Consider the following 25,979-nt stretch of genomic DNA (forward strand, 5'->3'; position numbering starts at 1 on the left):
TCTGGTCACTAAGGGAAAAAACGGTAGCGGATTGCATCATCTCATAGGCATAAAAACCTTGACGAACTTTTAATGTGCCGCTACCGCTTTAGGTAATCTGATTTATAATTTAAGCAAAGTAAATACTTGTGATCCTTAAATAAAATATCAAAACAAATCTAAAGGACGATACCTCCAACATGTAACCAAAGTCTCCGTTTCAGTGACATCTTTTTGAGATTTATCCCTTAACTTAATGACATCGTGCACAGGCCTATCTGAAATAAACCTGATTGCATGGATGCTGTTAACAATCGATTTAAAAAATGGAGAAAATTTTACAGCAGGAAGGAAAGCAGGACTGGATTAACCGATGAGCATTGGTATTGCTTTTCAAAAAAAATGCTAGCTGAGCGCACCCTGCTAAAGCTGTTTGACTACTGGAAATCAGGATATGAGGGATATTATTTTATTATTTCCTGAAATCTTTTACGACATAAGGGATTTAAGGGCATATAAGCTGATGGGCTTACTAGTAACGGTCGTTGTAAGGTTGCTTCATCGTTCCTCTTCGCAATGACGGATTTATGAAAACAAAAAAGGGCGTAAAGTTAAACCTTACGCCCTATACCTTAAACCTTCCGGCTTAAAACTTATTTCATGAATAATAATTCTCTGAATTTTGGTAAAGGCCAAACGCTATCGTCAACAATTTGCTCTAATTTATCAGCGTGGTAACGGATGATATCGAAGTAAGATTTAACTTTCTCATCGTAAGCAATCGCTTTCTCGCGGGTATCTTCGATTTTGTTGGTTAATTTACGTTCTTCTAACATCGCATCGATATTGGTTTTAACAATTTCTAAATGCTCTGATAATTTTTTAACGATATCGATAGAAACTTTGCTATCTACACCAATTGCTTTTAATCCTTGTACGTTTTCGATTAAAGCGTTTTGGTAAGCGATTGCAGCTGGGATAATGGCAGTGTTAGCCACTTCGCCCATTACACGTGCTTCGATCTGTAGTTTTTTATAGAAGTTTTCTAACATGATTTCATGACGGGCATGAATCTCACGTGCGCTATAAATACCTGTTGTTGCAAATAACTCAGCAGATTTTTCAGTTAAATAAGCATCTAAAGCTTTTGGTGTAGTTTTGATGTTCGATAAACCGCGTGTTGCAGCTTCATCTTCCCACTCCTGGCTGTAACCATTGCCTTCGAAACGGATACCTTTAGATTCTTTGATGTATTTTTTGATCACTGTTAATAAAGCGATATCTTTTTTATCACCTTTTTTGATCAATTTATCAACTTCAACCTTAAATTTAACCAATTGTTCAGCCATAATCGCGTTTAAGATCGTCATTGGTGCAGAAGAGTTTGCTGAAGATCCAACAGCTCTAAGCTCAAATTTGTTACCTGTAAATGCGAAAGGAGAAGTACGGTTACGGTCGGTATTATCTAATAAAATCTGAGGGATTTTAGGGATACCCAACCAAAGTGCGTTATCTTCTTTGATTTTTTTGCTGATACGTGAGTGTTCAATCTCATCTAATACATCGTTCAATTGAGAACCTAAGAAGATAGAGATAATTGCAGGTGGCGCTTCGTTGGCACCTAAACGGTGATCGTTGCTTACTGATGCAATACTTGCACGTAATAAATCGGCATGCTCGCTAACAGCTTTAATTGTGTTTACAAAGAAAGCAAGGAACATCAAGTTATTTTTAGGTGTTTTACCTGGTGCCAATAAGTTTTTACCGGTATCGGTAATTAACGACCAGTTGTTGTGTTTACCTGATCCGTTGATACCTGCGTATGGTTTTTCGTGTAACAATACACGGAAATGGTGACGACGGGCAACTTTTTCCATCAAATCCATCAATAATTGATTGTGATCGATAGCCAGGTTGATTTCTTCATAAATCGGTGCACACTCAAACTGAGATGGTGCAACCTCATTGTGACGGGTTTTTAAAGGAATACCTAATTTTAAAGCTTCGTTTTCGAAATCTACCATATAGCTGAATACGCGCTCAGGGATAGAACCGAAATAATGATCTTCTAATTGTTGGCCTTTAGCAGACATGTGTCCGAATAAAGCACGGCCTGTTAATAATAAATCGGGACGAGCATTGAACAATGACTCATCAACCAAGAAATATTCTTGTTCGATACCTAAAGATGCATTTACTTTAGTAATGCTTTTATCGAAATATTGGCAAACATCAACAGCAGCTTTATCAAGTGCAGCTAATGCTTTTAATAAAGGTGCTTTATAATCCAAGGCTTCTCCGGTATATGATACGAATACTGTAGGGATACATAGTGTTTTACCTGCTTTGCTTTCCATGATAAAAGCTGGAGAAGAAGGATCCCAAGCAGTATAACCACGAGCTTCGAAAGTATTACGGATACCACCGTTAGGGAAACTAGAAGCATCTGGTTCTTGTTGAACTAAAGCACTACCTGCAAATTTCTCGATAGCTCCATCGCCACTTGGCTCAAAAAATGAATCATGTTTTTCAGCAGTTGTACCAGTTAATGGCTGGAACCAGTGCGTATAATGCGTTGCGCCAGCACTCATTGCCCATGCTTTCATAGCGGTTGCAATTTGGTTGGCATCGTCAGAATTAATTAACTCACCCTGGTTGATGGATGATATTAATTTTTCATATACGTCCTTAGATAAGAAATCTCTCATTTTTCTCTTATCAAATACATTAGCGCCAAAAAAGTCAGAAATTTTTGCCGCTGGTGCTTTAACTTCTGGTGAAATTCTGTTTTGAGCCTCTTTTAATGCGATGGTTCTTAAGCTTTTCATTAATTTGTTATGTTTTTTGTCAAAAATAGTATATTTTATTAATTTTCGTAAAAGAATCGTATTATTTTTATCAATTTTATTGAAAATGAAATAAAAAAATGTTTTTCAGATGAAAAATTTCATTTTTTGCAAAGAAAATAGATTTTTTAAATGTTTTATGGAATTGCTGATTTTGCCGCATCATGCTATAAAACTTAAAAGCTATGTTCAACTCTTTAATTAACGTATACAAAACCGAGTGGCTCGATCTTGTATTTGCAGACCGCAACAAAAACTATGGTGCTTATGAATTAAGGTCTAAATCTTCATCGATTATGACAAGAGCACTTTTCGTATCTGGTAGTCTATTCTTATTGTTGTGTTTTTCTCCTTTGATTTATGCAAAACTGTTTCCAAAGGAGATCATAGTAGAAACTCCGCCAAAGATTGTCGACTTAACAGATGTAATCCACCAGATGAAACCAAAGACTCCCGAACCAGAGAAAAAGGTTGAGCCTGCAAAAGCTGATCCGGTAAAGGTTAAAACCGTTGCTTTATCGCAGAACATTGTTGTTGTAAATAAAGTCGATCTTCCTGATCCACCTACAATTAAAGAAATCCAGAATGCGGTGATCAGTGATAAAACGCAAGATGGAATTGAAGCCCCTAATTTGGTAATCCCAGATAATAAAGGCAATGGTAATGGCACAGGTATAGTTAAAGATGGCGCAGAAAACGGTGATCCGAATGCTGTTTTAACGATTGGTGGAGTAGATGAGTATCCAGAGTTTACCGGTGGTGCCAAAGCATGGTCTAAATATATGGAACGTAATTTAAGGTACCCATCAAGAGCGCAAGATGAAGGTGCTGCAGGTAAGGTATATGTAAGTTTTGTGGTAGAGAAAGATGGTTCTATTACCGATGTATCCGTAATTAAAGGGATTGGTTTTGGTTGTGATGAGGAAGCCATTAAAGTAATTAAAAAATCGCCACTATGGAAACCAGGGAAAAATAAGGGGATTCCGGTGCGTGTAAGGTATAATATGGCGATTAATTTTCAGATGATGTAGGTGGGATGGATGATGTAAAACGGATAACGGGGAATGCTTTCTAAGCTGCATGATAGAGGCTGAATCAAGTTCAGCATGACGACAACACCCTCCATAGGAGTCCTTTAGACAGAATGACATCTCTTTTTAATAATTAAATAATTTTTCTATTAATGCTCTTATAGAAAAATGTGAGGTTGGGTAAATTGAAACGGCTTGGGCGGTGCCCAGGCCGTTTTTTGTTTTAATATCGAGAGAGAATTGTCATTCTGAACGCAGTGAAGAATCCTTCAGCTATGGAAAGCTTGCTATTATCGGTTTTCCATTTCAAAGCCATTAAAATTAAAACAAGCAGTTGTCTGTTAGAGATTCTTCGTGCCTCAGAATGACAATTTATATGATTCAGTTGTTGACCTTACCTGTTCAGGGTCTGATTAGCATGATAGATGCTGAATCAAGTTCAGCATGACGATTTTAAGAAACAAACTGCTCGAAATGACGAATGCTTGTAAATAAAAAAAGATGATGGTTTTTAATTCCATCATCCTTTTATATTTTCCATTAGTTTCTTATCCCTTGTCTTCAATCCACTTGCGTGCATTTACGAAGGCTTCCATCCATGGCGAAACTTCGTCTTTACGGCCTTGTGGATAATTTGCCCAGTGCCATTGGAACAATGAACGCTCAATGTGTGGCATCATGACCAGGTGGCGGCCAGTTTCATCACATAACATTGCGGTGTTGTAATCTGAGCCATTCGGGCTAGCCGGATAAGTTTCGTAAGCATATTTGGCCACGATTTTATATTTGTCTTCTGCGTATGGTAACGAGAATCTACCTTCACCATGTGATACCCAAACACCTAAAGTGCTTCCGGCCAGGGTAGATAACATAACCGAATTGTTTTCTTGTAAGGTTAACGAAGTGAAAATACTTTCGTGCTTGCCACTTTTGTTGTGGAGCATTTTAGGTTTTTCTTCATGGTTTTTGTTAATTAAGCCCAGCTCTACAAATAATTGACAACCATTGCAAACCCCAACGGATAAAGTGTCCGGACGGGCAAAGAATTTCTCCAAGGCTACTCTTGCTTTTTCGTTGTATAAAAATGCACCTGCCCAACCTTTGGCCGATCCTAAAACATCAGAGTTAGAGAAACCACCAACTGCACCGATAAACTGGATGTCTTCTAAAGTTTCTCTTCCGGTAATTAAATCGGTCATGTGTACGTCTTTCACATCAAAACCTGCCAAATACATGGCATTGGCCAGTTCGCGCTCAGAATTACTTCCTTTTTCGCGGATGATGGCTGCTTTTGGTCGTGGTTTAGTTGGATCGATTACAGGTTTCTTTCCATCAAATTGTAATGGGAAAGTGTAATTTAAAACATGGTTTTTATAATTGTCGTAGCGTTCTTTCGCCAATCCGTTTCCGGTTTGTTTACTATCTAATAAGTATGAAGTTTTGAACCAAACATCACGTAAATGGTCGATATCAAAGCTGAAGCGATCAGCAGCATTTTTAACTTCCAGTTTAGCTGATGCATTTACTTCACCAATTTTATGGAAAGCAACGCCGGCCTGAGCAAAGGTTTCTTCAACAGAAGCATCAGCCTGGAATACAATACCAATGTTCTCTGCAAATAATACTTTAATGCTATCTGCTTCCGCTAGTGAAGACAAATCGATCGAAGCGCCCAAATCGCGGTCGGCAAAACACATTTCCAATAGGGTTGTGATTAAACCGCCGCTACCAATATCGTGACCTGCTTGGATTTTGTTAGCTTTGATTAATTGTTGTAGTGTGTTGAAAGCTGTTTTAAATTGATCAGCACCTTTAACATCAGGTGTTTCTGTGCCGATTTTGTTTAAAATCTGTGCAAAAGATGAACCACCTAATTTGTAGGTATCGTTAGAAAGGTTGATGTAATAAATTGATCCTCCGTTTTTTTGAAGTACCGGCTCAACCACTTTAGTAATATCGTCGCAATTTGCTCCGGCAGAAATAATTACCGTTCCCGGTGCAATTACATCACCATCTTTGTATTTCTGTTTCATCGATAATGAATCTTTTCCGGTTGGGATATTGATTCCTAAATCGATGGCAAAATCAGAACAAGCTTTTACCGCTGCATATAAACGGGCATCTTCGCCTTCGTTTTTACAGGCCCACATCCAGTTGGCAGAAAGTGAAACACTTTTTAAGCCATCTTTTAGCGGTGCCCAAACGATATTCGAAAGTGATTCTGCAATCGCATTGCGGCTACCCGCTGCAGGATCGATCAAGGCCGAAAGTGGTGCATGGCCAACTGAAGTGGCTATACCTTCTTTCCCCTGAAAATCTAAAGCCATTACACCACAGTTATTCAGTGGTAATTGTAACGGGCCTGCACATTGTTGTTTGGCTACACGGCCACCCACACAACGGTCTACTTTATTGGTTAACCAATCTTTAGATGCAACCGCTTCTAATTGAAGAACCTGTTCTAAATAGGTGTTTAATTCGTTGTTGTTATATGTTACGGCTTCATATTTACGATCGATGGTTTGATCGTCCATTACGATTTTTGGTGAGCTGCCAAACATGGCGGCCAATTCGAAATCCATAGGTTTTAAACCTGTTGTTGCAGATTTAAAGGTAAAACGGTGATCGCCGGTTACTTTACCTACGGTATACATTGGCGAGCGTTCGCGGTCTGCTATTTTTTGTAAGGTTTCGATATGCTCGTTGCCGATTACCAAGCCCATTCTTTCCTGCGATTCGTTTCCGATAATTTCTTTAGCCGAAAGGGTAGGATCGCCCACTGGCAATTTATCAAGGTCTATTAAACCACCGGTTTCTTCAACCAATTCTGATAAACAGTTTAAGTGACCACCTGCACCGTGATCGTGGATAGAAATAATCGAATTGTGATCGCTTTCTACCATACCACGAACAGCATTAGCCGCACGTTTTTGCATTTCAGGATTTGAACGTTGGATAGCATTTAATTCAATGCCACTTCCGTGCTGACCAGTATCTGCAGATGAAACGGCTGCACCGCCCATCCCGATCCTATAATTTTCTCCACCCAGAATAACGATATTATCGCCTTCTTTGGGTTTAAGTTTTTGTGCCTGGCTGGCTTTACCGTAACCGATACCACCCGCTAGCATAATTACTTTATCGAAACCCAGTTTTCTGGGTGTCACACTGAGCTTGTCGAAGTGTTCGTCGTGTTCGAAAGTTAAAACCGAACCAGTAATAAGTGGTTGACCGAATTTATTTCCAAAATCTGTAGCACCGTTAGATGCTTTGATCAGGATATCCATCGGGGTTTGGTACAACCATGCTCTTTCTTCAACACCTTTTTCCCATGGGCGGTTATCTTCTAAACGCGAAAGTGCAGTCATGTAAACGGCAGTTCCTGCTAAAGGCAACGAACCTTGTCCACCTGCCAAACGGTCTCTGATTTCACCACCCGAACCTGTTGCTGCGCCATTAAAAGGCTCAACAGTAGTAGGGAAATTATGGGTTTCAGCTTTTAATGAGATTACCGATTCGAAATCGCTTGTCGTATAATAATCAGGCTCATCGGCACGTTTAGGTGCAAATTGTTGCACTTTCGGGCCTTTGATAAAAGCTACGTTATCTTTATAGGCCGAAACAATGTCGTTAGGGTTTTCTTCTGATGTTTTGCGGATCAGCTTAAATAAAGAAGTAGGCTGCTCTACGCCATCGATTACAAATTTGCCATTGAAAATTTTATGGCGGCAGTGTTCCGAATTCACTTGAGAGAAACCAAAAACTTCAGAATCGGTTAGCGGTCTTTCTAGTTTTTGCGCTAAAGTATTTAAATACTCAACTTCTTCATCGCTTAAAGAAAGCCCTTCTTGTTTGTTGTAAGCAGCAATATCGGTGATTTCTAAAATCGGTTCAGGTTTGATATTGATGGTATATACCTCCTGATCGAGCTTGTCGTATTTTTGAGAAAGCATCGGGTCGTAATCGGCAAAACTTTCTTCAACCTGCTTAAATTCTTCAATCCTGATGATTCCCTGCATGTCCATGTTTTGGGTAATCTCTACTGCGTTGGTACTCCATGGAGTAATCATTGCTGCTCTTGGCCCAACGAAAAAGCCTGTTAGTGCTTTTTCTTGCGAGATTTTGGCACCGCCAAATAACCATTCAAGTTTAGTAATATCAGTGGTAGAAAGCGCTTTGTCTGTTTGTAGAACAAAAATCGCCTGCGATTGACTAAGGAAGAAATGAATCATGCTTTTTTTTTGAAGTTGCAAAAATAGCGTTAAAATTTTAAAAAGCTCATTGAAGTGTACAATATAATTGTCGTTTTATTACTTTTGACGTTAATATAACCCGCAGATCGTCATTTCAGGCGGAGTGAAACGCAATCGAGAAATCTGTCAAGATAGATCTCTCCACTCCGCGGTGCTTCGGTCGAGATGACGACTTTATGTAGAAGAAATCTTATGGAATTGAAGCTGCAAATGTATTTCTTATTAAAATCGAATCTATGTTCAATAAAATCCACCACATTGCCATTATCTGTTCAGATTATGAAAAATCGAAAGATTTTTATGTAAATAAATTAGGTTTTATCATTTTGGCAGAGGTTTACCGGGCTGAAAGGAAATCGTATAAATTAGATCTTGCAGTAAATGGTGTATATCAGATCGAGCTGTTTTCTTTCGAAAACCCTCCTGCAAGGCCATCGCGGCCAGAGGCTCAGGGTTTACGTCATTTAGCTTTTGAGGTTGATGATATAGAAAAAGAGATTTCGCGTTTGAATGATCAGGGTATAATAACCGAACCTATCCGCATTGATGAATTTACCAATAAACGCTTTACTTTTTTTGCTGATCCTGATGGTTTGCCTTTAGAGTTGTACGAAATTTAAGATGAGTATTTTCAAGTTCAAACAGTTTGAAGTCGACCAAACGGGTTGCGCCATGAGGATTAACACGGATGGTGTTTTAATTGCGGCGATGGTAAATCACGAAAAACCTAAAAATATATTGGATATTGGAACGGGAACTGGTGTAATTGCCTTGATGCTGGCCCAGCGATTTCCTGATGCAAGCATACATGCTGTAGAAATTGATGAACAGGCCGCACAAACTGCTGGAAAGAATTTTCAATTATCTGTTTTCAGTGAGCGGTTAACCATTAACCATACATCAATTGAACAATATAACTATGCTCAGCAATTTGATCTGATTGTTTCTAATCCGCCTTTTTTTGTAAATGATTTAAAAAGTGAAGCGTTTAGGAAAGGAATAGCCCGGCATGCAGATGAAGACTTTTTTAGCATGCTCATTAAAAAATCGAGTGGGTTATTGGCAGATGAAGGTATGATTTGGTTAATCCTTCCGGTAAAACAAGCTGATGAGGTTATTGGTAATGCCGCACATTATAATTTATCGCTTGCAGAGCGGATTCATATTCATTCTGATCAAAACAAACCAACCTTTAGACAGGTGATCTGTTTAAAAAAAGGTAAAGCGGTTTTGAAGGAAAATGATTTTTATATTTATGAATCTTTAAAAGCGCATACAGCAGCTTATAAAGAATTGCTGAAGGATTTTTTTCTGGCCTTCTAGCTTATGGTTTTTGGATGGATAGCGGGCTAGGGAACAATGGTAACATTGTATAATCGCTGTCGTGTTTTTTTATAATATTTAATCACCATTTTTAAAAGATTTGTCAACCGTTGGAGGATTTGTTTTAGCAAAAAGTGGTCGAAAGATTTTGCCAGTCCTGTAAATTACAGAGCACAATTAAGTTTACATAATGAAAAAAATAGGATTAATTTCTGATACACACGGTTTTTTGGATGATGCGGTTTTTAAACACTTCGATGGGGTAGATGAAATTTGGCATGCCGGAGATTTTGGCCCTAACGTGGCCGAGCCTTTGGCAGCGTTTAAACCTTTGCGTGGCGTGTTCGGAAATATAGATGATAGTGCGATTAGAGCGGAGTTTCCAGAGCAAAATCGATTTAGCTGCGAAAGGGTTGATGTTTGGATGACGCACATAGGTGGGTATCCAGGAAGATACTCGTCTTATGTTAAGCCTGAAATATACACTAACCCTCCGAAATTATTTATTACAGGGCATTCACATATTTTAAAAGTAATGTTCGATGAAAAAATAAAATGTTTGCATATAAACCCCGGTGCAGCAGGAAAACACGGTTGGCACAAAGTGAGAACCCTCATCCGTTTTTGCATAACTGATGAAAATATTCATACCTTAGAGGTTATAGAGTTATCGGGTAGATAATGTAAAATTTACACTAAGTATGGTTTGTGGCGTTAAAACACTAGGACAATTTATTATAGAAAAACAAGCAGATTTCCCATATGCTAAGGGAGAGCTTTCGAGGTTATTAAGGGATATTGGTATAGCTGCAAAAATTGTAAACCGCGAAATTAATAAAGCTGGTTTGGTTGATATTTTAGGCGATATGGGAACCACCAATATTCAGGGTGAGGAACAAAAAAAGCTAGATGTTTATGCTGATGAACAGTTTATTGCTGCATTAACCAGTGGTGGCGAATGCTGTATTGTAGCTACCGAAGAAGAAGATGAAATTATCCATATCGAATCGCCTGTTTCTCAAAACGCCAAGTATATCGTCTGTATCGATCCTTTAGATGGTTCATCCAATACGGATGTAAATGTTGCTGTAGGGACAATCTTCTCTATTTATCGCAGAAAATCGGTTGATGGCAGAGCCAGTATAACGGATGTGTTGCAAAAAGGTACAGAACAGGTGGCCGCGGGCTACATTATTTATGGTTCATCTACCATGTTGGTTTATACCACAGGGAAGGGTGTTAATGGTTTTACATTAGACCCATCAATTGGTGAGTTCTGTCTTTCTCACCCCCAGATGAAAATACCCGAAACAGGCTATATGTATTCGGTTAATGAAGGCAATTATGTCCATTTTCCCGATGGCGTTAAAAAGTACATCAAATATTGTCAGGTAGAGGATGAGGCCACTAAACGCCCGTATACTTCACGTTATATTGGTTCTATGGTTGGCGACATCCACCGGAATTTAATTAAAGGTGGAATTTATATTTACCCAACCACTTCGCGCTCACCTAATGGAAAATTAAGGTTGTTATACGAATGTAACCCGATGTCTTTTATTATTGAGCAGGCTGGAGGCAAAGCCAGCACAGGTTTTGATCGTATACTCGAAATTGAACCTACAGAATTGCATCAAAGGGTTCCGATTTTTATCGGATCAAGACATATGGTAGAAAAGGCTGAGGAAATGATGTTATTGTACACGGCAAAATCAATTTCAATTGAAGCTACTGTAGAAACCAAACTGGAAAGCTTGAATGTAATTGGTGGAATTGATTAATGTTGGCTAAATCTTACTTCTTTCCACTTCAAAAAAAGTATCTATAGCCAGGTTTTGCTTGTCTTGCGAAGCAAAAACAGCTAAACGGTCGCAACGCTCATTCTCTGGGTGATCGTTGTGACCTTTAATCCAGATGAATTTCACCTTGTGAAGTTTATATAGTTCCAGGAATCTCAGCCACAGGTCTTTGTTTTTTTTATCCTTAAAATTTTTGGTTACCCAGCCGAAAACCCATTTCTTCTCCACAGCATCTACAACATATTTCGAATCGGAGTAAACGGTAACCTGCTGATTTAAGCTTTTTAACGCTTCTAATCCTTTTATTACAGCCAATAGTTCCATGCGGTTATTCGTGGTCATTCTAAAGCCGCCACTTAATTCCTTATAGTGCTGTCCTGCTCTTAAAATTGTACCCCAACCACCTGGTCCTGGGTTTCCGCTAGCTGCTCCGTCTGTATAAATTTCGATCATAAACGCCGTAAAGTTATGTTTTTAGGTTCAAAATAGCTTGTTTTATCTGCTTCTGAAATTTTTTTTCAATTTCAAATAATTGAATGTTAAGGAATTAAAAATTAGTTGTAAAAACTTTGAAAAAAATATTTGCAAGAAATATTAAAAGTCGTACTTTTGTGACACTAAAAAATACGGTGGCTGTAGCTCAGTTGGTTAGAGTATTGGTTTGTGGTGCCGAGGGTCGTGGGTTCGAGCCCCATCAGCCACCCGTAACGGGGCAAGAGATTTTTAATGATCTTTTGTCCTTTTTTTTGTCTTCTAATTTCTTGTTTATCAGGTATATACGCTGAAATGTTTCGCTCAGTAAAGCGGTTCGATGTTGTAGGGTTTCAAAATCGAATTTTTCGGGGAACATCGAACCAATCAGCCTTCTCTAATCATTAATCGCAGATTCGGTGAAAATCGGGAATAATCTGGTAAGTGTAAAAATGGCATCATCTAAGATGGGTTCTAGCTGTGCAATGGTGTATTTCTTTTTGCCAATCTCATCTAATTTTGCTTTTGTCCTAACGATATTCTCTTTACACTCCAACTTCAATGTTTTATAATCGTTGCCATCAATATCTCCAAGCAACAATAATTCTCTTGCTCTAGTAAGCTTATTGTTGCTCTCGGTGCAAAGAGGAGAGATAAGGGCAATTCTGTCTATGATGTTTTTTATGACATCAAGGCGGGTGAAGATGAGGAAAGCGGGGTGATTGGAAGTGAAGCCAAAGCTAAATTGAAAGCTACGTATCTCAAGCCGCTAAGGGATGCTGGCTACGAACTTGCACCTAGAAGAGGCTCCCGGTTATCACAGATCTTGGGTGCGTATGAAATTTTCCAGCAGCAAAGAGATGTTACCCATCCACTTGTGGATACAATGAATAAGGCCAATTCTGAAATAACTGATTATTTCGAAAATAGAGAAGGCAAAATTGTTTCTGACACCATTAATATAACTTATCTGAAAGAAAATCTCTTCTTAAGTTCATGTATAGCTTTTAAGCTACGCAAGTTTTTAACAAAATAAATTTATTTAGTTTTTAGTAAACAATTGTTGAGCAGGTATCTCTTGTATTTTGATTTCATCCGATGACCATTTAAGTAAAGGTTTTTCACTTGAATTGGCATAATACAGTTTAAAAGGATGAAGCCCAGCTTTAAGTTTTAGTTTTCCTTGTGCAGTTTTACCGTTGTTAAAATCAGCATCAATTACACCGATGTCGTGTATTTTTAAAAAAGCCTTTATTCCTTTATTGGTGTAAAAAGTATAGACGTCGTCTTTGGGGATCTTGATATAACCATCTATACAAATTATACCAGAGGCTTTGCCAACATTTATTGAAGTAAAGTTGTCGGCCTTTTTAATTGGTGAATAGCTGTCGTGTAACCAGCTAACTGTTTCGGTAGTAAATTGCCAATTAATTTGCGGTTTAACCTGTATGCCGTTTATTGCCGAAATAAACTCGTTATCATAGGGTCTAATAGCATCAGAATCGACTCTGCGGAGCTGCAAGGTTTTTTCTTTCATTTTACTTTGGAGTTTAGCTAGCGTAGGAGCAAGATTTTTAGTTTGCCCGGGGTCTTTGGTGATGTCGTAAAATTCGAAATCATCGTCCTGTTTCGTTACATTGTACCTTATGCCAGCATAATCACCAATTCTAATGAGCTGCATCTGATTGCGCTTTTTACTGCGGTGTTCAGGACTAAATTCTTCATAATTAGGCGAGTTCCCATTTACAAAATATTCTACGTAAATCTGGCTTTGATTGGTTTTTTCCTTACCTGTAAGTAATGGTAACAACGAAACTCCATTTACGGATGCGGGCGCGCGTTTTCCGGCTGCTTCTACAAAAGTAGGCAGCCAATCGTAAGCGGCATTTGGCGACTGTATTTTTTGTCCAGCAGCAATATGCCCTTTCCAAGTAGCGATGGCGGGCATTCTTAATCCACCCTCCAAGCAATCTCTTTTAATCCCGGCAAATGGACCAAAACTATCAAAGAAATTGGCTTCGTTTGGAGCATAACCTTTAGGTAAGTAAGATTCGATAGAAGGGCCATTATCAGAAGAGAAAATAACAATTGTATTTTCTTCGATTTTTAAATCTTTTAACAGCTGCATTAGATCGCCAATTCCATCATCAATTCGTCGTATAGAAGAGGCATAGCGCATATACGTATCTGGCCACGCTATTTCTGGAGTAGTTGGGTTTTTATCATGATCATAGGTGGCATTTTTATATTCCGGATAACGATAACTATCGATAGTACCACTTGCAGTATTAATCATTTGTCCGGGTTTGCCCACCCATTGTACACCGCCTTTTAATCCGCCACCACTAGGGTAGGCCTGTGTAGGAAGTTCCATCACTGCATGAGGAGTATCGTAAGAAATAAAAGCAAAAAATGGCTGGTTTGGGTCTTTTTGTTCGTGATTAACAATCCAGTTTTTTGCAGATGCTGTCCACAAATCGCCCGTATAGCATTTATCTAAATCTGAAGAAACTTCTGTATAATTATTCCACACTTCTTTTTTGCCTCGGTATAAGCCCTCTTTAGGATAATGCTCATGTCCATCGGTATGGCGCATATAACCATAAAAGTAATCGAATCCTCTTTTCAGGGGATGGGCAATCCAACTTGCTGTGTCTTTACCATCACCCTGTAATCCCCATTTCCCAAATAAGGCAGTGCTATACCCTAAGCTTTTTAATACACCCTGCATGGTATAATTATTTTGGAGTGCTTTGTCGAACTGATTATCTCGAACGTTGGCATGTCCCTGATTCTGTCCAAGGAATAACGAGGCCCGTGACGGAGCACAAACAGGTGCAGCAGTATAATGTTGCATCAGCATGGCGCCGTTGTTAGCTAATCGATCTATATTTGGCGTTTGAGTATAGGGGTTGCTCCTTATATCTTCTAATTTTCGTTGGTTTTGATAAAAAACGCCAATGTCGCCATAGCCAAGGTCATCTGTTAGGATGAAAATGACATTTGGTTTTTTTTGAGCCCATACGAGTTGTACCGCACACGATAATAAGATAAATAAAAATGATGGTTTCATCATTGTTGATTATTTAGGGTTAATAATTTTTGTTCAGTTCAGTAACAGGAGGGGCATTAGTTGCACTATTCCAATTCTTTAATAGCAACATTAACTCCTTTACCTTTTCTGGGTTTTGTTTTACTAGGTTATTCTTTTCGCCTACATCATCTTTAAGATTGTATAGAAGAACGGTATGATCCTCAAAATAATAATGCAATTTCCAATCGCCCTTTCTAATGGTTTCACCTGGCCGAGTTCTAAATATGGGGTCGTTTGTTTCTTTGTTTCCACCTTCGAGATAGATTGGGAAGTACCAGTATAGCGGGCGGTCACTGAGCATTTTATCTGCCTTTTGAGTAAGCAAATAGTTGTACAAGCTATTCCCATCTAATGCTGGGTAATTTTTAATGTTTGCCACCTGCATTAGGGTGGGGAAAAAATCTAAATTAGTTACGGGTAAGTCTGAAGTACTGCCTGGTTTAATTTTTCCTTTCCAAATAAAAGCCAAAGGTACACGGGTACCCCCTTCGAAATAGCTACCCTTTCCGGCTCGTAATGGGTGTTGATAGGTTACTTGGTTAAGTCCGCCATTATCTGAAGTAAAAATGATAAAAGTGTTATCTAAGATCCCTTTTTCCTTTAAAGCTTTTAACAAGCGAGCAATGTTGCGATCTTCGTTATAAACCATGGTAGCATAGGCCGCATTTTTTTGCCCATCATCTTCTTTTTTGTTTTCAAAGCGATACATTAAGCTGTCTATCTTTTGAATTGGTGTATGAACCGCATAACTGGCATAATAGAGAAAAATAGGTTGTTCGGTTTTTACATTACGAATATAATCAACGGTTTTATCCATAATTAAATCGGTAAGATATCGATTAGGTGGACCATCTAATTTAATGTTTTGGTAGGGCGGGTAATAACTTCCGGGATTACCAGCATGCGAGCCCCCAATGTTTACATCAAAACCATAAGGCAAAGGATCATCACTTAAGTGCCATTTGCCCGATAAACAGGTTTGATATCCATTTTCCTTTAATACCTGAGGTAAGATTTTGAATTTTGGGTCTAGGGTTTCGATATTCTTAACAGGCACTAATTTTCTGTCTTTACTCTGCCCACGCTCAGAAGTGCCAACAGTGTATATACCATGGCGCGTTTGCCACAAACCACTTAACATACTTGCTCTACTTGGTGCACAGTTTGATGCCGAAGCATAGCCATTGGTAAAGGTCGTACCTTGTCTTACTAAGCTGTCTATGGTAGGGCTTTCAAAAAATTTAGAACCCATAAAACCTACATCACGCCACCCCATATCGTCGATATTAATGATTAGAATATTTGGCCTCGTTTGACCAAACAAACTTAATGAAACACACAGGAAAAAAAGTAGGATGAAATTCTTCATAAGAAACACTAATTGCTGGTTATTTTTTCTAACAATTTTTTCAATTCCTGAACTTTATCAGGATACTTAGAAGCCAAGTTATTCTTTTCTCCAAGATCTTCCTTTAGGTTATAAAGTTGTGGTTCTTTACTGTTGCCCATTTCGATACCTACCTGACTATTAAAAGCTGCGCCATTATTGGGCGCAATATATTTCCAATCACCTTTCAGTATAGCTGCTTGGTTCTTTGTATTTCCTTCAATAATAACCGATTTGCCAATTTTATCTTTTCCTAATAAAGCATTGATTTGGTTTTCGCTATCTGGGGCTTCGCCAGCGTTAACCTTTTGTTTATAAAAGGCTGCAAAACTAGCAATGAAATCAATCTGAGATAATAAAGCATCAGATTGACCTGCTTTAATTTGATTAGGCCAACTTACAATAAAGGGAACTCTTGTACCACCTTCGAGCGAACTATATTTTCCGCCCCTTAAAGCCCCTAATTGTTCGCCATGGTATCCAGTTGTAGCACCATCTTCATAGCCATCATTTAATACAGGCCCATTATCGCTTGATAAAATAATTATGGTATTTTTTTCAAGACCATTCAATCTTAAGGTTTTCATAATTTCGCCAATGGTCCAGTCGAATTGTAAAATCGCATCTCCACGGTAACCTAAACCACTTTTTCCTTTAAACTGTGTTGCAGGCATACGGGGTACATGTGGCTCGGTCGCGTTGTAACAAAGCATAAATGGTTTATTGGTATGGTCAGCAATAAATTCGTTAACATGATCAATAAAAGTGTATGAGATTTCTTCATCTACCCAACGTGCTTTTTGTCCTCCGCTCATAAATCCTATTCTGCCAATTCCGTTTACAATGGTGTTATCGTGACCATGATTTGGTGAGGCTTTCATTTTTAACAATTCAGGATTTTCTTTTCCAGTAGGGTCATTTCCTACTTTTTGCTGATAATTTACTATTATTGGATCTTTTTCATCAGTAGCAAGTACTTTATGGTTTTCCATAAAAACGGTAGGAACCCTATCGGCTGTTGCCGGAAAAATAAATGAATAATCGAAACCTACTTCATTTGGACTAGGCTTAATTTCTGAATTCCAATTTTTCTCTACTTTATCGCCTAAACCAAGATGCCATTTCCCTATAATTGCAGTTTCGTAACCAGCATTTTTAAAAACCTTTGGTAAGGTAAGTTTATCTGTTGGAATAATCATTTTAGCATCACCAGGTAAGATACCTGTTCCATTTTGGCGCCATGGATACGTGCCCGTCATCATTGCAAAGCGAGAAGGGGTACAGGTTGGTGAAGTGGCATGGCCATTGGTAAATTTAATACCGCTTGCAGCTAATTTATCAATGTTTGGCGTAGGAAGAACTTTAGAGCCATAACAGCTTAAATCTCCATAGCCTAAATCATCGGCTAATATGAATATTACGTTTGGTTTTTGCTGGGCATTTACGGTGGTAAATGTGGTTAATAATACGAGGCAGTAGAAAATTTTTTTGATCATCTTCATTTTTTATAATTAAAGGACCTGGTTTTCAGATCCTTTAATGGTTATGTTTAGTTTTACTTCCAACCAGGGTTTTGAATAATTTTCGGATTAATTGCAGTCTGATTTGAAGGGATTGGATAAAGATAATAATAATCCGGGAAGCTACTTGGGGGTTGCTGTTCATAAGCAATATAGCCTTCTGTAGCCCCATTTAAAATAGGGATAACAGAATTAGCTGGTACATCAACGCCCTTTTTAATCCAGCGGCCTAATTTACGTTCTGTAGCATAGCTCATTTTTTTCCATCTTCTCAAATCGTCAAATCTAAAGCCATCTCCCATTAATTCAACCGCTCTTTCTCTCCGTATCTCCCATAATATTGGATCTACCGTAACATCTCTAGTTGGGTCGTTGGGAATATTTGTAATAATAAGTCCTTGAACGCCACCACGTGCTCTGAGTTTATTTATGGTTTGATCAGTTATGGTTTGATTAAATTCGCTCAATTCGTACTTCGCTTCTGCATAATTTAATAATACTTCACCCATTCTAAATATCGGACAATCACTAATGTCTTGACCCTGTTGTCCAGTAATGAGTTGATTATAGTACTTTGTAAACCGATATCCGGTATAGGTTACCGAAAAAGGTTGACCAAGGTTGTTATCTTGAAAATGAGGTTCTTGAATAACTACAAATCCATTCCAGTTCCTGTTTGGTAAAGTTTTGGTTTGTGAAGTAGATATGGCCTGCATTACAGCAAAGTATGAACTTTCTACCGCATTTGCGGTAAGGGTATAAGTTTGACTTTGCGTATTAGGTGTAGTTACTTTATATGGAGGTGGTACAGTGAGTAAGAAGCGTCTGTCTCTATTTTTGAATTCTGTATAAGGAGATTGATCGCCTTCAAATTGAGGGCTAGTGAAGCGGGTCTGCCCATCAGCCATCAGATACATATCTGCGGCTTTCTTAGTTAAATCATAACGGCCGGCAGAGTTACGTGTATTGCTCGAAAAAGCATGGGTAATTTGTGTGGCAACATACTGCTTGCACAAGATAATACCAGGGGCAAGGGTTGTACCTGTTATTAAATTTTCGCTGTTAAAGTCTTGTTCATAACTAGGCAATAGTGTTGGCAATGCTGTCATTAACTTTTCAGAGGCTGTTGCGCTTGCCCGCAGGTAAATATCGGCATTCTGCAAGCTATGATATTTGCGCCAAGTACCTTCACGCAGACCAAACCGAGAGATTAATGCTCTTACCACATTTGTATTAATGGTATTTACGCCATCCCCAGCTGGTTTGATATTGGTTTCTGCATATTGCAGATCGCTTAGTATATTCTGCGCTACTTGATCTCGAGGTGTTCTTGCACTTAGTAATTCTTCGGTGTCCCCATCTGTTAATGCGCGATTTACATACGATACATCCCCATATAAATTTATAAGTTCGGCATAGTTAAAAGCCCTAAAAAAATAACCCACACTTCGCCAATGTTTTTTATCTACATCGCTCATGGTCGAGCCATCAATGTGGTCGAGCATAATGTTTATGGCACGAATACGTGAATAGGCGCCCGAATAATCGTCTGAGGTGGCTGGGATTACATAGGTTTGCCAAATAAAATTAGGACGGTTATTCGGTTGCGAAATAGAAATCAGGTCGCTATTGTTGTCTTTATCTACTATGGTGTTCGAATAACCCGGAAAAGCTCCATAAAATTGCCATGAATAGGCTAAAAAACCATCGTATTGAACAAATGTCGTTGGGATTGTTAAAGCGTCCTTACGTTCTACATCCAGAAAATCGCGTTTGCAGGCATTGCTAAATAATAAAATTACAATGCATAAAGAATGTATATATTTCATCTTAATCGGATTTTAAAAGGTTAAATTAATACCAAAACTATATTTACGGATAAGTGGATAAATACCACCGGTGCCAAGATTAGTAGCGTCAGGATCGAGCCCGTCTGGAAGTTTATCTAGCGTAAAAAGGTTTTCGCCCGAAACAAATATTCTTGCTTTACTAGCACTAATTTTGCTAGCAATGTTTTTTGGCAAAGCGTAGCCCAACGTAATGTTTTTCATTCTAAAATAAGCCCCGTTAGCTAAGTATTTAGTTTGTACTTGTCTACTGGTACCTGTATTACCCGTTGCACTTGCATAGGAACGAGGAAAATATCCATTGGTATTGGTGGCAGTCCAATAATCGAGATTGTTTTTAAACAGATTAGCGAATTGATCAATATAAGGGAAATAGACTTGATTGTTGATCCATAGGTCGCGTTTGCCTACCCCTGAGGCAAAAAATGATAAATCGACGTCTTTGTAAGACATACTACCATTTATCCCAAATTGATAACGACGATTGCTATTGCCAATAATGGAAAGGTCGCCATGATCGGCGATTGTATTTGTGCCGTTCGATATTTTTCCATCACCATTACTGTCTACGTAACGGATATCCCCGGGGTTTTGTAGTACACCTTGGAATGGCGCAATGCCCGGTTTAAGTGTTCCGTTCATTAAATTGGTATTTAAAGAGCCATCAACAAAATCGGCTGCTGTAAAATAGCCCTGCGTGGTATAACCCCATATATCGCCTAAACGCCTGCCAACAAAATATTGACCAGGTACGCCTCCAGAGATATTTAGCACACCACCAATATTATTGAAACGAGTTATATAAGCTTGATTATCTGAGAGTACAAAATTTACATTGTATTTAAAATTATTGATACGGTCGGCCCAACCAACTTGCAAATCCCAGCCAGTAGATTTTAAATCGGCAACATTTTGAAGTGGTGCTGCTGCTCCCAGAATTGCAGGAAGCTCAGAACCTGCGGCTAACATATCCAAGGTTCGGCGACGAAATATTTCTAAAGAGGCGGTGAGTTTGTTTTCAAATAAACCTAAATCAATTCCAAAATTTAGGGATTGAACACGCTCCCAAGTAAAGTTACTGCTTACTAGTCCTGGAGGAACCAAGTTGGTATACCTTAAACTTGTAGCAGGATTAATCCATGGACTGTTGCTGTTCACATCTATACTAGGGATATAAGCATAGTTTCCGATGGCTTGATTTCCGATTTCGCCATAAGAGGCTCTTAATTTTAAAAGTGGAATAATGGCAGAAATAGATTTCATAAAGGGCTCTTCACTTGCTACCCATCCGGCAGAGAAGGAAGGGAAAAAACCAAAACGCGATCCTTTTGGAAAACGTGAAGATCCATCATACCGAGCCGAACCTTCCAGTAGATAACGATTTTTATAATCATAATTTATTCTGCCGAAATAGCCTGATATTTTAAAATCACTAAAACTATCGTTCCCACTAACTGTGCCCGAACTTGTTGAAATTGATGGTACTGTGGAGGTAATCAGATCCAAACGATTAATATTGAACATTTGTGCCTGACTACTTTCTTGATTAGTACCTATTAATGCTGAAATGTGATGGGTATCATTGATAGCAGCCGTATAATTGGCATAGATATTTACTGCATGGTAATTGCTAAGGCTATCCGCTCGGCTATATTGAGATACACTGTTACTAAACTCTGGATTTGACGTAGAGATATTTATATAACGGTTCTTTAACAATGCGGCCTGTGTATTCGCAGTTGTTCGATTAAAAGTATATTCACCGTTTATTTTAAGCCCTTTAACAGGGGTGTATTCCAATTTTCCAAACATCCGCAAGTTATCACCAAAGTTTTTACTTGCGGGTTCATTCCTTACTTGGTTTGCAGCAGTAGCATAGGGTAGTACTAGTCCGTCTAGCGTAGTTCCCTCTCCTGAAGGTGCAAATGAGCCAGGTTGGATAAGTCGGTTAAATAATGCACCATAATTCCATGGTACGTATCTTACATCGTTTTTATAAAGGATATTAGCAATGAAATTTACTTTAGAAGAAATGGCTGTATTTATACTCGAGTTAAAGTTGATTTTAGAATAATTGTCGGCCTTAGAAACAATAATCCCATCTTCATTATTATAGCCTAATGATACACGAAAGGAGGTTTTATCACTACCTCCACTTACCGAAAGGTTGTGTAGCTGTTCAAAGCTGTTTTCGAAAAAATCTGCATAATGATTATTCTCTTTCAAGAAATATTTTATCCCCCCAACAACAGAAGACCCATCTGGGTAGGTAGAAGGATTTGCGTTGTATTCGTTTAACAGACCTAACCATGTGTCTATATTTTGACCTGTCCACGAACTGGTATTGCCAAAATCTTTCATTGCCGTTACATATTCTAGTGGTGAGGCTTTAACAGGTAAGGTAGTTGCAGCAGTTGTAGAAAGGTTTGTACTGTATTCAAATTTTAGCGGTTGATTGCGGGAACCTGTTTTTGTGGTAATTAATACTACTCCAAAAGCCGCTCTCGCCCCATATATAGCAGAGGCAGAGGCATCTTTTAAAATACTTATCGATGCAATATCTCTAGGGTTAATATCATTCATATCCATTGGAACATTATCTACCAATACCAATGGACTTCCTCCGTTAATTGATGTAGTACCACGGATATTCAAGTCAGAACCCGCTCCTGGTTGACCATTTGAAGTAACGATTTGAAAACCAGGTACCGACCCCTGTAACAATTGTGCCGTGCTGGTTACAGGCCTGTCGCCAATAATTTCATCAATTTTCACTGAGCTTATAGCGCCAGTAAGATTTACTTTTTTCTGGACACCATAACCAATTACAACCATTTCTTTTAAAGAGTTTACAGCACCTTTTAACCTTATATTAAGATTATTGTTGTTTGAATTTACCTTAACCTCTTGCGGCTCATAACCCAAATATGATATGGTTAATATACTGTTTTCGGGAGCGATGATGGTAAATTTCCCGTCCTTATTGGTGGTAATAGCCTTATTGGTCTCTTTAATTTTTACCGTGGCTCCAGGTATAGGTTTGCCTTCCTCATCAAAAACGGCACCCGTTATAGAAATGTCAGCGTAAGCAATTTCGAGATTATGAATAGCAATCAGATTGTTATTTATCATCTTATACGTTAATGACGTTCCAGCTAATAGTTTTTCAAGAATATCGGTCACATACACCTCCTTTACATTGATGTTTATATTTTTCTTTTCTTTTAAAATATCATCATCATATAGAAATCTATACTTACTGTTTTCCTGAATATCGGTTAGGATTTTTTTTAACGAAGCCTTTTCCTGCTTTACAGTAAGTCTATCTTGCGAATAGCTTTTCCCAAAAGATTGTAAGCAAAAACAGAGGGAAAGTAGAATGAACGTTTTTAGCATTATAATAAGCTTTAGGCGCGGAGATATTTTCCACGCAATACTATTTTCTGAGGAAGAATCCATAGTTTTGTTTGGTTTAATTTTAATTGGTTTACTGATCTGTTAAATTGAGCTATACAAGGGGGGATGGGAAGATCCCTCCTTATTTTCAATACGTAATTTTACCTCATAGTTTTTTAGGTTTAATTAATACATTATTCTTAGTTATTTGATAATCAAAAGGGTGTATGTAAGACATCGCTTTTAAAACCTCGTCAATAGGTTCATTGTCGAAAGCTCCTGTAAAGCGTTTTGTTTTTAATGCTTCATTTTCCAATTGGATATTAACACTGTATCTTCGATTTAGCTTAATGATTAAATCCTCAAGTGTTTCTGCATTAAATACAAGTTTATCTTCCATCCAAGCTAGTTCAGGTATTATTTTACTCTGTGGTTCTTCCGTAAGTGTATCTATATAAAAGAACTGCTTCTTTATTTCTTTTTGTTGGTTTTTCTGATCAATAGTAGCTACTCTATCAACCGAATTGTCGATAATCATTTTTTGTTTTGGATAGAGTAGCATTTTGTTTTGAGGGTTGCGTATGGTAGATAATTCTATCAGTCCTCTAACTAAGGAGGTCTCTACTTTTTGATCATCGGTATACGCCGTAACATTGAAAGCGGTACCCTTAACCTTAATGTTCACAAGATAGGTATGAACTGTCATGGGTAATTGCTCGTTTTTTACAACATCAAAATAAGCTTCACCTATTAAAAAAACGTCTCGATTAGATTTTCCATAATTTGTGCTATAACGGATATTGGAATACTTATTCATCAAAATACTACTCCCATCGGGCAATATTATTTTTTTACCTACTGTATTAGAGCTTATCGAAATTAAATTGCTTTGTAAGCTTTTTTGTTTACTCGAAAATAAATCGAAATAATATCCTAAGCCAAGAATTAAAACTACCAGTGTACAAAGTGAAGTATAGATGAATCTCTTTTTTTGTGGTTTATTGTACGTGTCTTTTTGAGTATTTTGGTCAATACTGATCGCTGTTCTTACTTTTTCCCAGCTTTCATCTACCCCTACGTTTGGTTTTGTTGACTGAATATTGTCAAAATAATAACTTAAAATAGCCAAGCGATGCTCTTCACTAGGTAAGTTTTTCATACCTAATTCGAGCTCACGCAATTCTTCTAAGCTTATTTCATTCGCAAATTTTCGAGCAAGTAAATGCCACAATCTTTCTTCAGTCATTTAACCTTTGTATGGTATCTAGTATTAAGATCCAATTTTGGTTAAAACTCCCTATCGCTTATCAAATATTTTTTTTAAATAGTTGATATACAGATTTAAAAAATTAATTTAAACTGGTTTTTGATACTTTTTTAAGGCGCTCATGAAGTCTTTTAATGGCCTTAACGAGTTGCGCATCTACAGTTTTTATAGAGATATCTAAAATATCAGCAGTTTCTTGATAAGTTAACCGATCAAATTTGATTAACCTAAATACAAGTTTACATCGAACGGGTAGTTCTTCAATTGCCATTTCGATGATTGAAATCGTTTCTTGCGAAATGATTAGCGATTCTGGGCAATCATGATTTAGTGGAATGGCACTAAAAGGAATATTATCGATGTTAAATTCTTCATGTTGCCTACTGAGGTATCTTATAGATTGGTTTTTTGCAGCCGTATACAGGTATGTTTTAATATTTTTCACCGCTAATAAATTAGATTTAGTATTCCAGATGCTTATAAAAAGTTCGGTTATTAGATCTTGTGCAGCGTCTTCTTGCTGAATTAAACTGGCAGAGAAATTACATAATGGCTTATAAAAATGGTGAAAAAGCTTTTTAAAGGCACCTTCATCATTAAATAATGCAATTCTTTCAGTCAGATGACGTAAGTAAGCGCTTTCCATTAATAATACTTGGTTCTAATTTTTGCTTAAATTATAAATTTTATATGATTTAGCAAGATTTTGATCAATAGGGAGCAGATCATGTTGATTTTATTTTAAAAGAGAGCTACGAATATCTTAATTACTTTAACATTTTTTTTAGAGCAGTCAGGATTAAACACCTAAGAAATTAAGGTGATTCTTGTTCTGTTTACTAATGGGAAACAGGATTAGTTTATACTTAGACATTTAAAAATTGCTAATCGAAATTATATTCCTTTATATTATTCAAAAGTATCTTCCCCAATTTTTGAAATTCTAGTCAAATCATCAAGCAAATTTCTTGAAAAGTACACAGTCTCGGGAGAAAATAAAGATAAACCTTGTGATCTGATCCTCTCAGAAAAGAAGAAATCCGAAAAGTTATATCCTATGCGGAAATACAATCTTTATCGATGGGGTCTAGTTAATCACAAATGGCATAAACTACAAACTTTAACCTCGAAAATAGATAGCTCGATCACAGCATCTCAAATCGGCCAGAATGGACTGTTCGCACTTATCGAGGACAAGGATGATATTAAAGACGGAAAATTTAGAATTTTTACTATTGACAATAAAAATAGGCAAATATGGTGGTAGTTGTAGATTTCATTGAACGTGAATACGACAAATTATACTTTGTTCACCACTATTATGTGCCAACTAACCACTTTTATTTTATAGTTAAATTTTAACAGCTTTAATTTGGCCTATGAAAAAAATTAAACCTAGCTATTGGCTTCCGTTGCTTGGCAATATGTTGATGATGTGGATCTTGTTTATCAGATAGATAAGCTGAATCGTTTCGCTCATCAAAGCGGTTCGATGTTGTAGGGTTTCAAAATCGAATTTTTCGGGGAACATCGAACAATCAACCTTCTCTTATCATTAATTGCAGATTTGGCGAAAATTGGGAATAATATGGTAAGAACCTGAGTTCGATTATTAAATCTCATTTTGTGGCGTTTTAATCAAGTTTTCTGTTAAGACGGTCGTCACCCTGAATTTATTTCAGGGTCTTTCACGCTAAAAAGATGCTGAAATAAATTCAGCAGGACGATAAAGCGGGATTAGGCGTAAATAAGATATAATTTTCAGC

At 37.7% G+C, this 25,979-nt stretch carries 17 protein-coding genes and 1 tRNA gene; 7 read left to right on the plus strand and 11 right to left on the minus strand.

Annotation, left to right across the window (positions count from 1 at the left end; genetic code table 11):
* Positions 1-632: 632 nt before the first annotated feature.
* On the minus strand, positions 633-2,807 hold the full coding sequence (locus AW17_RS16830) for a glutamine synthetase III family protein (protein ID WP_029278394.1): 2,175 nt from the start codon (positions 2,805-2,807) through the stop codon (positions 633-635).
* Positions 2,808-3,010: 203 nt separating this feature from the next.
* Between AW17_RS16830 and AW17_RS16835 the strand changes: the two genes are divergently transcribed.
* On the plus strand, positions 3,011-3,856 hold the full coding sequence (locus AW17_RS16835) for an energy transducer TonB (RefSeq protein WP_051691912.1): 846 nt from the start codon (positions 3,011-3,013) through the stop codon (positions 3,854-3,856).
* A gap of 548 nt (positions 3,857-4,404) precedes the next feature.
* Here AW17_RS16835 and purL read toward each other — a convergent pair.
* Positions 4,405-8,124: a phosphoribosylformylglycinamidine synthase gene (purL, locus tag AW17_RS16840; RefSeq protein WP_280740050.1), complete on the minus strand. Its 3,720-nt coding sequence runs from the start codon at positions 8,122-8,124 to the stop codon at positions 4,405-4,407.
* Positions 8,125-8,345: 221 nt separating this feature from the next.
* On the opposite strand from purL, the gene gloA2 reads away from it, so the two are divergent.
* From gloA2 to fbp, 4 genes are all read left to right on the plus strand, one after another.
* The gene (gene gloA2 / locus AW17_RS16845) at positions 8,346-8,729 is read left to right on the plus strand and encodes an SMU1112c/YaeR family gloxylase I-like metalloprotein (RefSeq protein ID WP_029278399.1); all 384 of its coding nucleotides are present in this window, start codon (positions 8,346-8,348) and stop codon (positions 8,727-8,729) included.
* 1 nt (position 8,730) lies between these two features.
* Positions 8,731-9,432, plus strand: a complete 702-nt coding sequence (locus tag AW17_RS16850; protein ID WP_029278401.1) for a tRNA1(Val) (adenine(37)-N6)-methyltransferase — start codon at positions 8,731-8,733, stop codon at positions 9,430-9,432.
* 190 nt (positions 9,433-9,622) lie between these two features.
* Complete coding sequence (locus AW17_RS16855) at positions 9,623-10,114, plus strand: metallophosphoesterase family protein (protein WP_029278402.1); 492 nt, start codon at positions 9,623-9,625, stop codon at positions 10,112-10,114.
* Between the two features lie 19 nt (positions 10,115-10,133).
* Positions 10,134-11,213 (plus strand): class 1 fructose-bisphosphatase, encoded by a 1,080-nt coding sequence (gene fbp / locus AW17_RS16860; protein ID WP_029278405.1) that lies wholly within the window; start codon positions 10,134-10,136, stop codon positions 11,211-11,213.
* A 6-nt stretch (positions 11,214-11,219) separates the two neighbouring features.
* Here fbp and rnhA read toward each other — a convergent pair whose 3' ends face one another.
* Positions 11,220-11,684: a ribonuclease HI gene (rnhA, locus tag AW17_RS16865; RefSeq protein ID WP_029278406.1), complete on the minus strand. Its 465-nt coding sequence runs from the start codon at positions 11,682-11,684 to the stop codon at positions 11,220-11,222.
* Positions 11,685-11,860: 176 nt separating this feature from the next.
* Here rnhA and AW17_RS16870 point away from each other — a divergent pair.
* Positions 11,861-11,934, plus strand: a tRNA-His gene (locus AW17_RS16870).
* 165 nt (positions 11,935-12,099) lie between these two features.
* On the opposite strand, the gene AW17_RS16875 is transcribed toward AW17_RS16870, so the two are convergent.
* Positions 12,100-12,300: a hypothetical protein gene (locus tag AW17_RS16875; RefSeq protein WP_036670250.1), complete on the minus strand. Its 201-nt coding sequence runs from the start codon at positions 12,298-12,300 to the stop codon at positions 12,100-12,102.
* Positions 12,301-12,420: 120 nt separating this feature from the next.
* Here AW17_RS16875 and AW17_RS16880 point away from each other — a divergent pair, with 120 nt between their 5' ends.
* Positions 12,421-12,738 (plus strand): hypothetical protein, encoded by a 318-nt coding sequence (locus tag AW17_RS16880; RefSeq protein ID WP_029278408.1) that lies wholly within the window; start codon positions 12,421-12,423, stop codon positions 12,736-12,738.
* Positions 12,739-12,744: 6 nt separating this feature from the next.
* On the opposite strand, the gene AW17_RS16885 is transcribed toward AW17_RS16880, so the two are convergent.
* The 7 genes from AW17_RS16885 to AW17_RS16915 all read right to left on the minus strand — a co-directional run bounded on the left by AW17_RS16885 (position 12,745) and on the right by AW17_RS16915 (position 24,859).
* On the minus strand, positions 12,745-14,775 hold the full coding sequence (locus tag AW17_RS16885; protein WP_167343693.1) for a sulfatase-like hydrolase/transferase: 2,031 nt from the start codon (positions 14,773-14,775) through the stop codon (positions 12,745-12,747).
* Positions 14,776-14,794: 19 nt separating this feature from the next.
* Positions 14,795-16,165, minus strand: a complete 1,371-nt coding sequence (locus tag AW17_RS16890) for a sulfatase (RefSeq protein ID WP_036670253.1) — start codon at positions 16,163-16,165, stop codon at positions 14,795-14,797.
* An 8-nt stretch (positions 16,166-16,173) separates the two neighbouring features.
* Complete coding sequence (locus AW17_RS16895; RefSeq protein WP_055726103.1) at positions 16,174-17,679, minus strand: sulfatase family protein; 1,506 nt, start codon at positions 17,677-17,679, stop codon at positions 16,174-16,176.
* Positions 17,680-17,738: 59 nt separating this feature from the next.
* Positions 17,739-19,532 carry a RagB/SusD family nutrient uptake outer membrane protein gene (locus AW17_RS16900; protein ID WP_029278414.1) on the minus strand — a complete coding sequence of 598 codons (1,794 nt, stop codon included), beginning with the start codon at positions 19,530-19,532 and terminating at the stop codon, positions 17,739-17,741.
* Positions 19,533-19,544: 12 nt separating this feature from the next.
* Complete coding sequence (locus AW17_RS16905; protein ID WP_029278416.1) at positions 19,545-22,946, minus strand: TonB-dependent receptor; 3,402 nt, start codon at positions 22,944-22,946, stop codon at positions 19,545-19,547.
* A gap of 166 nt (positions 22,947-23,112) precedes the next feature.
* Positions 23,113-24,192, minus strand: a complete 1,080-nt coding sequence (locus AW17_RS16910; RefSeq protein WP_029278417.1) for a FecR family protein — start codon at positions 24,190-24,192, stop codon at positions 23,113-23,115.
* 103 nt (positions 24,193-24,295) lie between these two features.
* Positions 24,296-24,859 carry an RNA polymerase sigma-70 factor gene (locus AW17_RS16915; protein ID WP_029278419.1) on the minus strand — a complete coding sequence of 188 codons (564 nt, stop codon included), beginning with the start codon at positions 24,857-24,859 and terminating at the stop codon, positions 24,296-24,298.
* Between the last annotated feature and the right edge of the window lie 1,120 nt (positions 24,860-25,979).

It is taken from the genome of Pedobacter borealis DSM 19626 (assembly GCF_000708285.2).
Taxonomy (GTDB): domain Bacteria; phylum Bacteroidota; class Bacteroidia; order Sphingobacteriales; family Sphingobacteriaceae; genus Pedobacter; species Pedobacter borealis.

Coding starts and splice junctions, on each gene's coding strand:
- AW17_RS16830 (WP_029278394.1), bottom strand. CDS start 2,807: ATGAAAAGCTTAAGAACCATCGCATTAAAAGAGGCTCAAAACAGAATT.
- AW17_RS16890 (WP_036670253.1), bottom strand. CDS start 16,165: ATGAAGAATTTCATCCTACTTTTTTTCCTGTGTGTTTCATTAAGTTTG.
- AW17_RS16905 (WP_029278416.1), bottom strand. CDS start 22,946: ATGCTAAAAACGTTCATTCTACTTTCCCTCTGTTTTTGCTTACAATCT.
- AW17_RS16835 (WP_051691912.1), top strand. CDS start 3,011: ATGTTCAACTCTTTAATTAACGTATACAAAACCGAGTGGCTCGATCTT.
- AW17_RS16895 (WP_055726103.1), bottom strand. CDS start 17,679: ATGATCAAAAAAATTTTCTACTGCCTCGTATTATTAACCACATTTACC.
- AW17_RS16900 (WP_029278414.1), bottom strand. CDS start 19,532: ATGAAATATATACATTCTTTATGCATTGTAATTTTATTATTTAGCAAT.
- fbp (WP_029278405.1), top strand. CDS start 10,134: ATGGTTTGTGGCGTTAAAACACTAGGACAATTTATTATAGAAAAACAA.
- AW17_RS16885 (WP_167343693.1), bottom strand. CDS start 14,775: ATGAAACCATCATTTTTATTTATCTTATTATCGTGTGCGGTACAACTC.
- rnhA (WP_029278406.1), bottom strand. CDS start 11,684: ATGATCGAAATTTATACAGACGGAGCAGCTAGCGGAAACCCAGGACCA.
- AW17_RS16910 (WP_029278417.1), bottom strand. CDS start 24,192: ATGACTGAAGAAAGATTGTGGCATTTACTTGCTCGAAAATTTGCGAAT.
- gloA2 (WP_029278399.1), top strand. CDS start 8,346: ATGTTCAATAAAATCCACCACATTGCCATTATCTGTTCAGATTATGAA.
- AW17_RS16855 (WP_029278402.1), top strand. CDS start 9,623: ATGAAAAAAATAGGATTAATTTCTGATACACACGGTTTTTTGGATGAT.
- AW17_RS16915 (WP_029278419.1), bottom strand. CDS start 24,859: ATGGAAAGCGCTTACTTACGTCATCTGACTGAAAGAATTGCATTATTT.
- AW17_RS16850 (WP_029278401.1), top strand. CDS start 8,731: ATGAGTATTTTCAAGTTCAAACAGTTTGAAGTCGACCAAACGGGTTGC.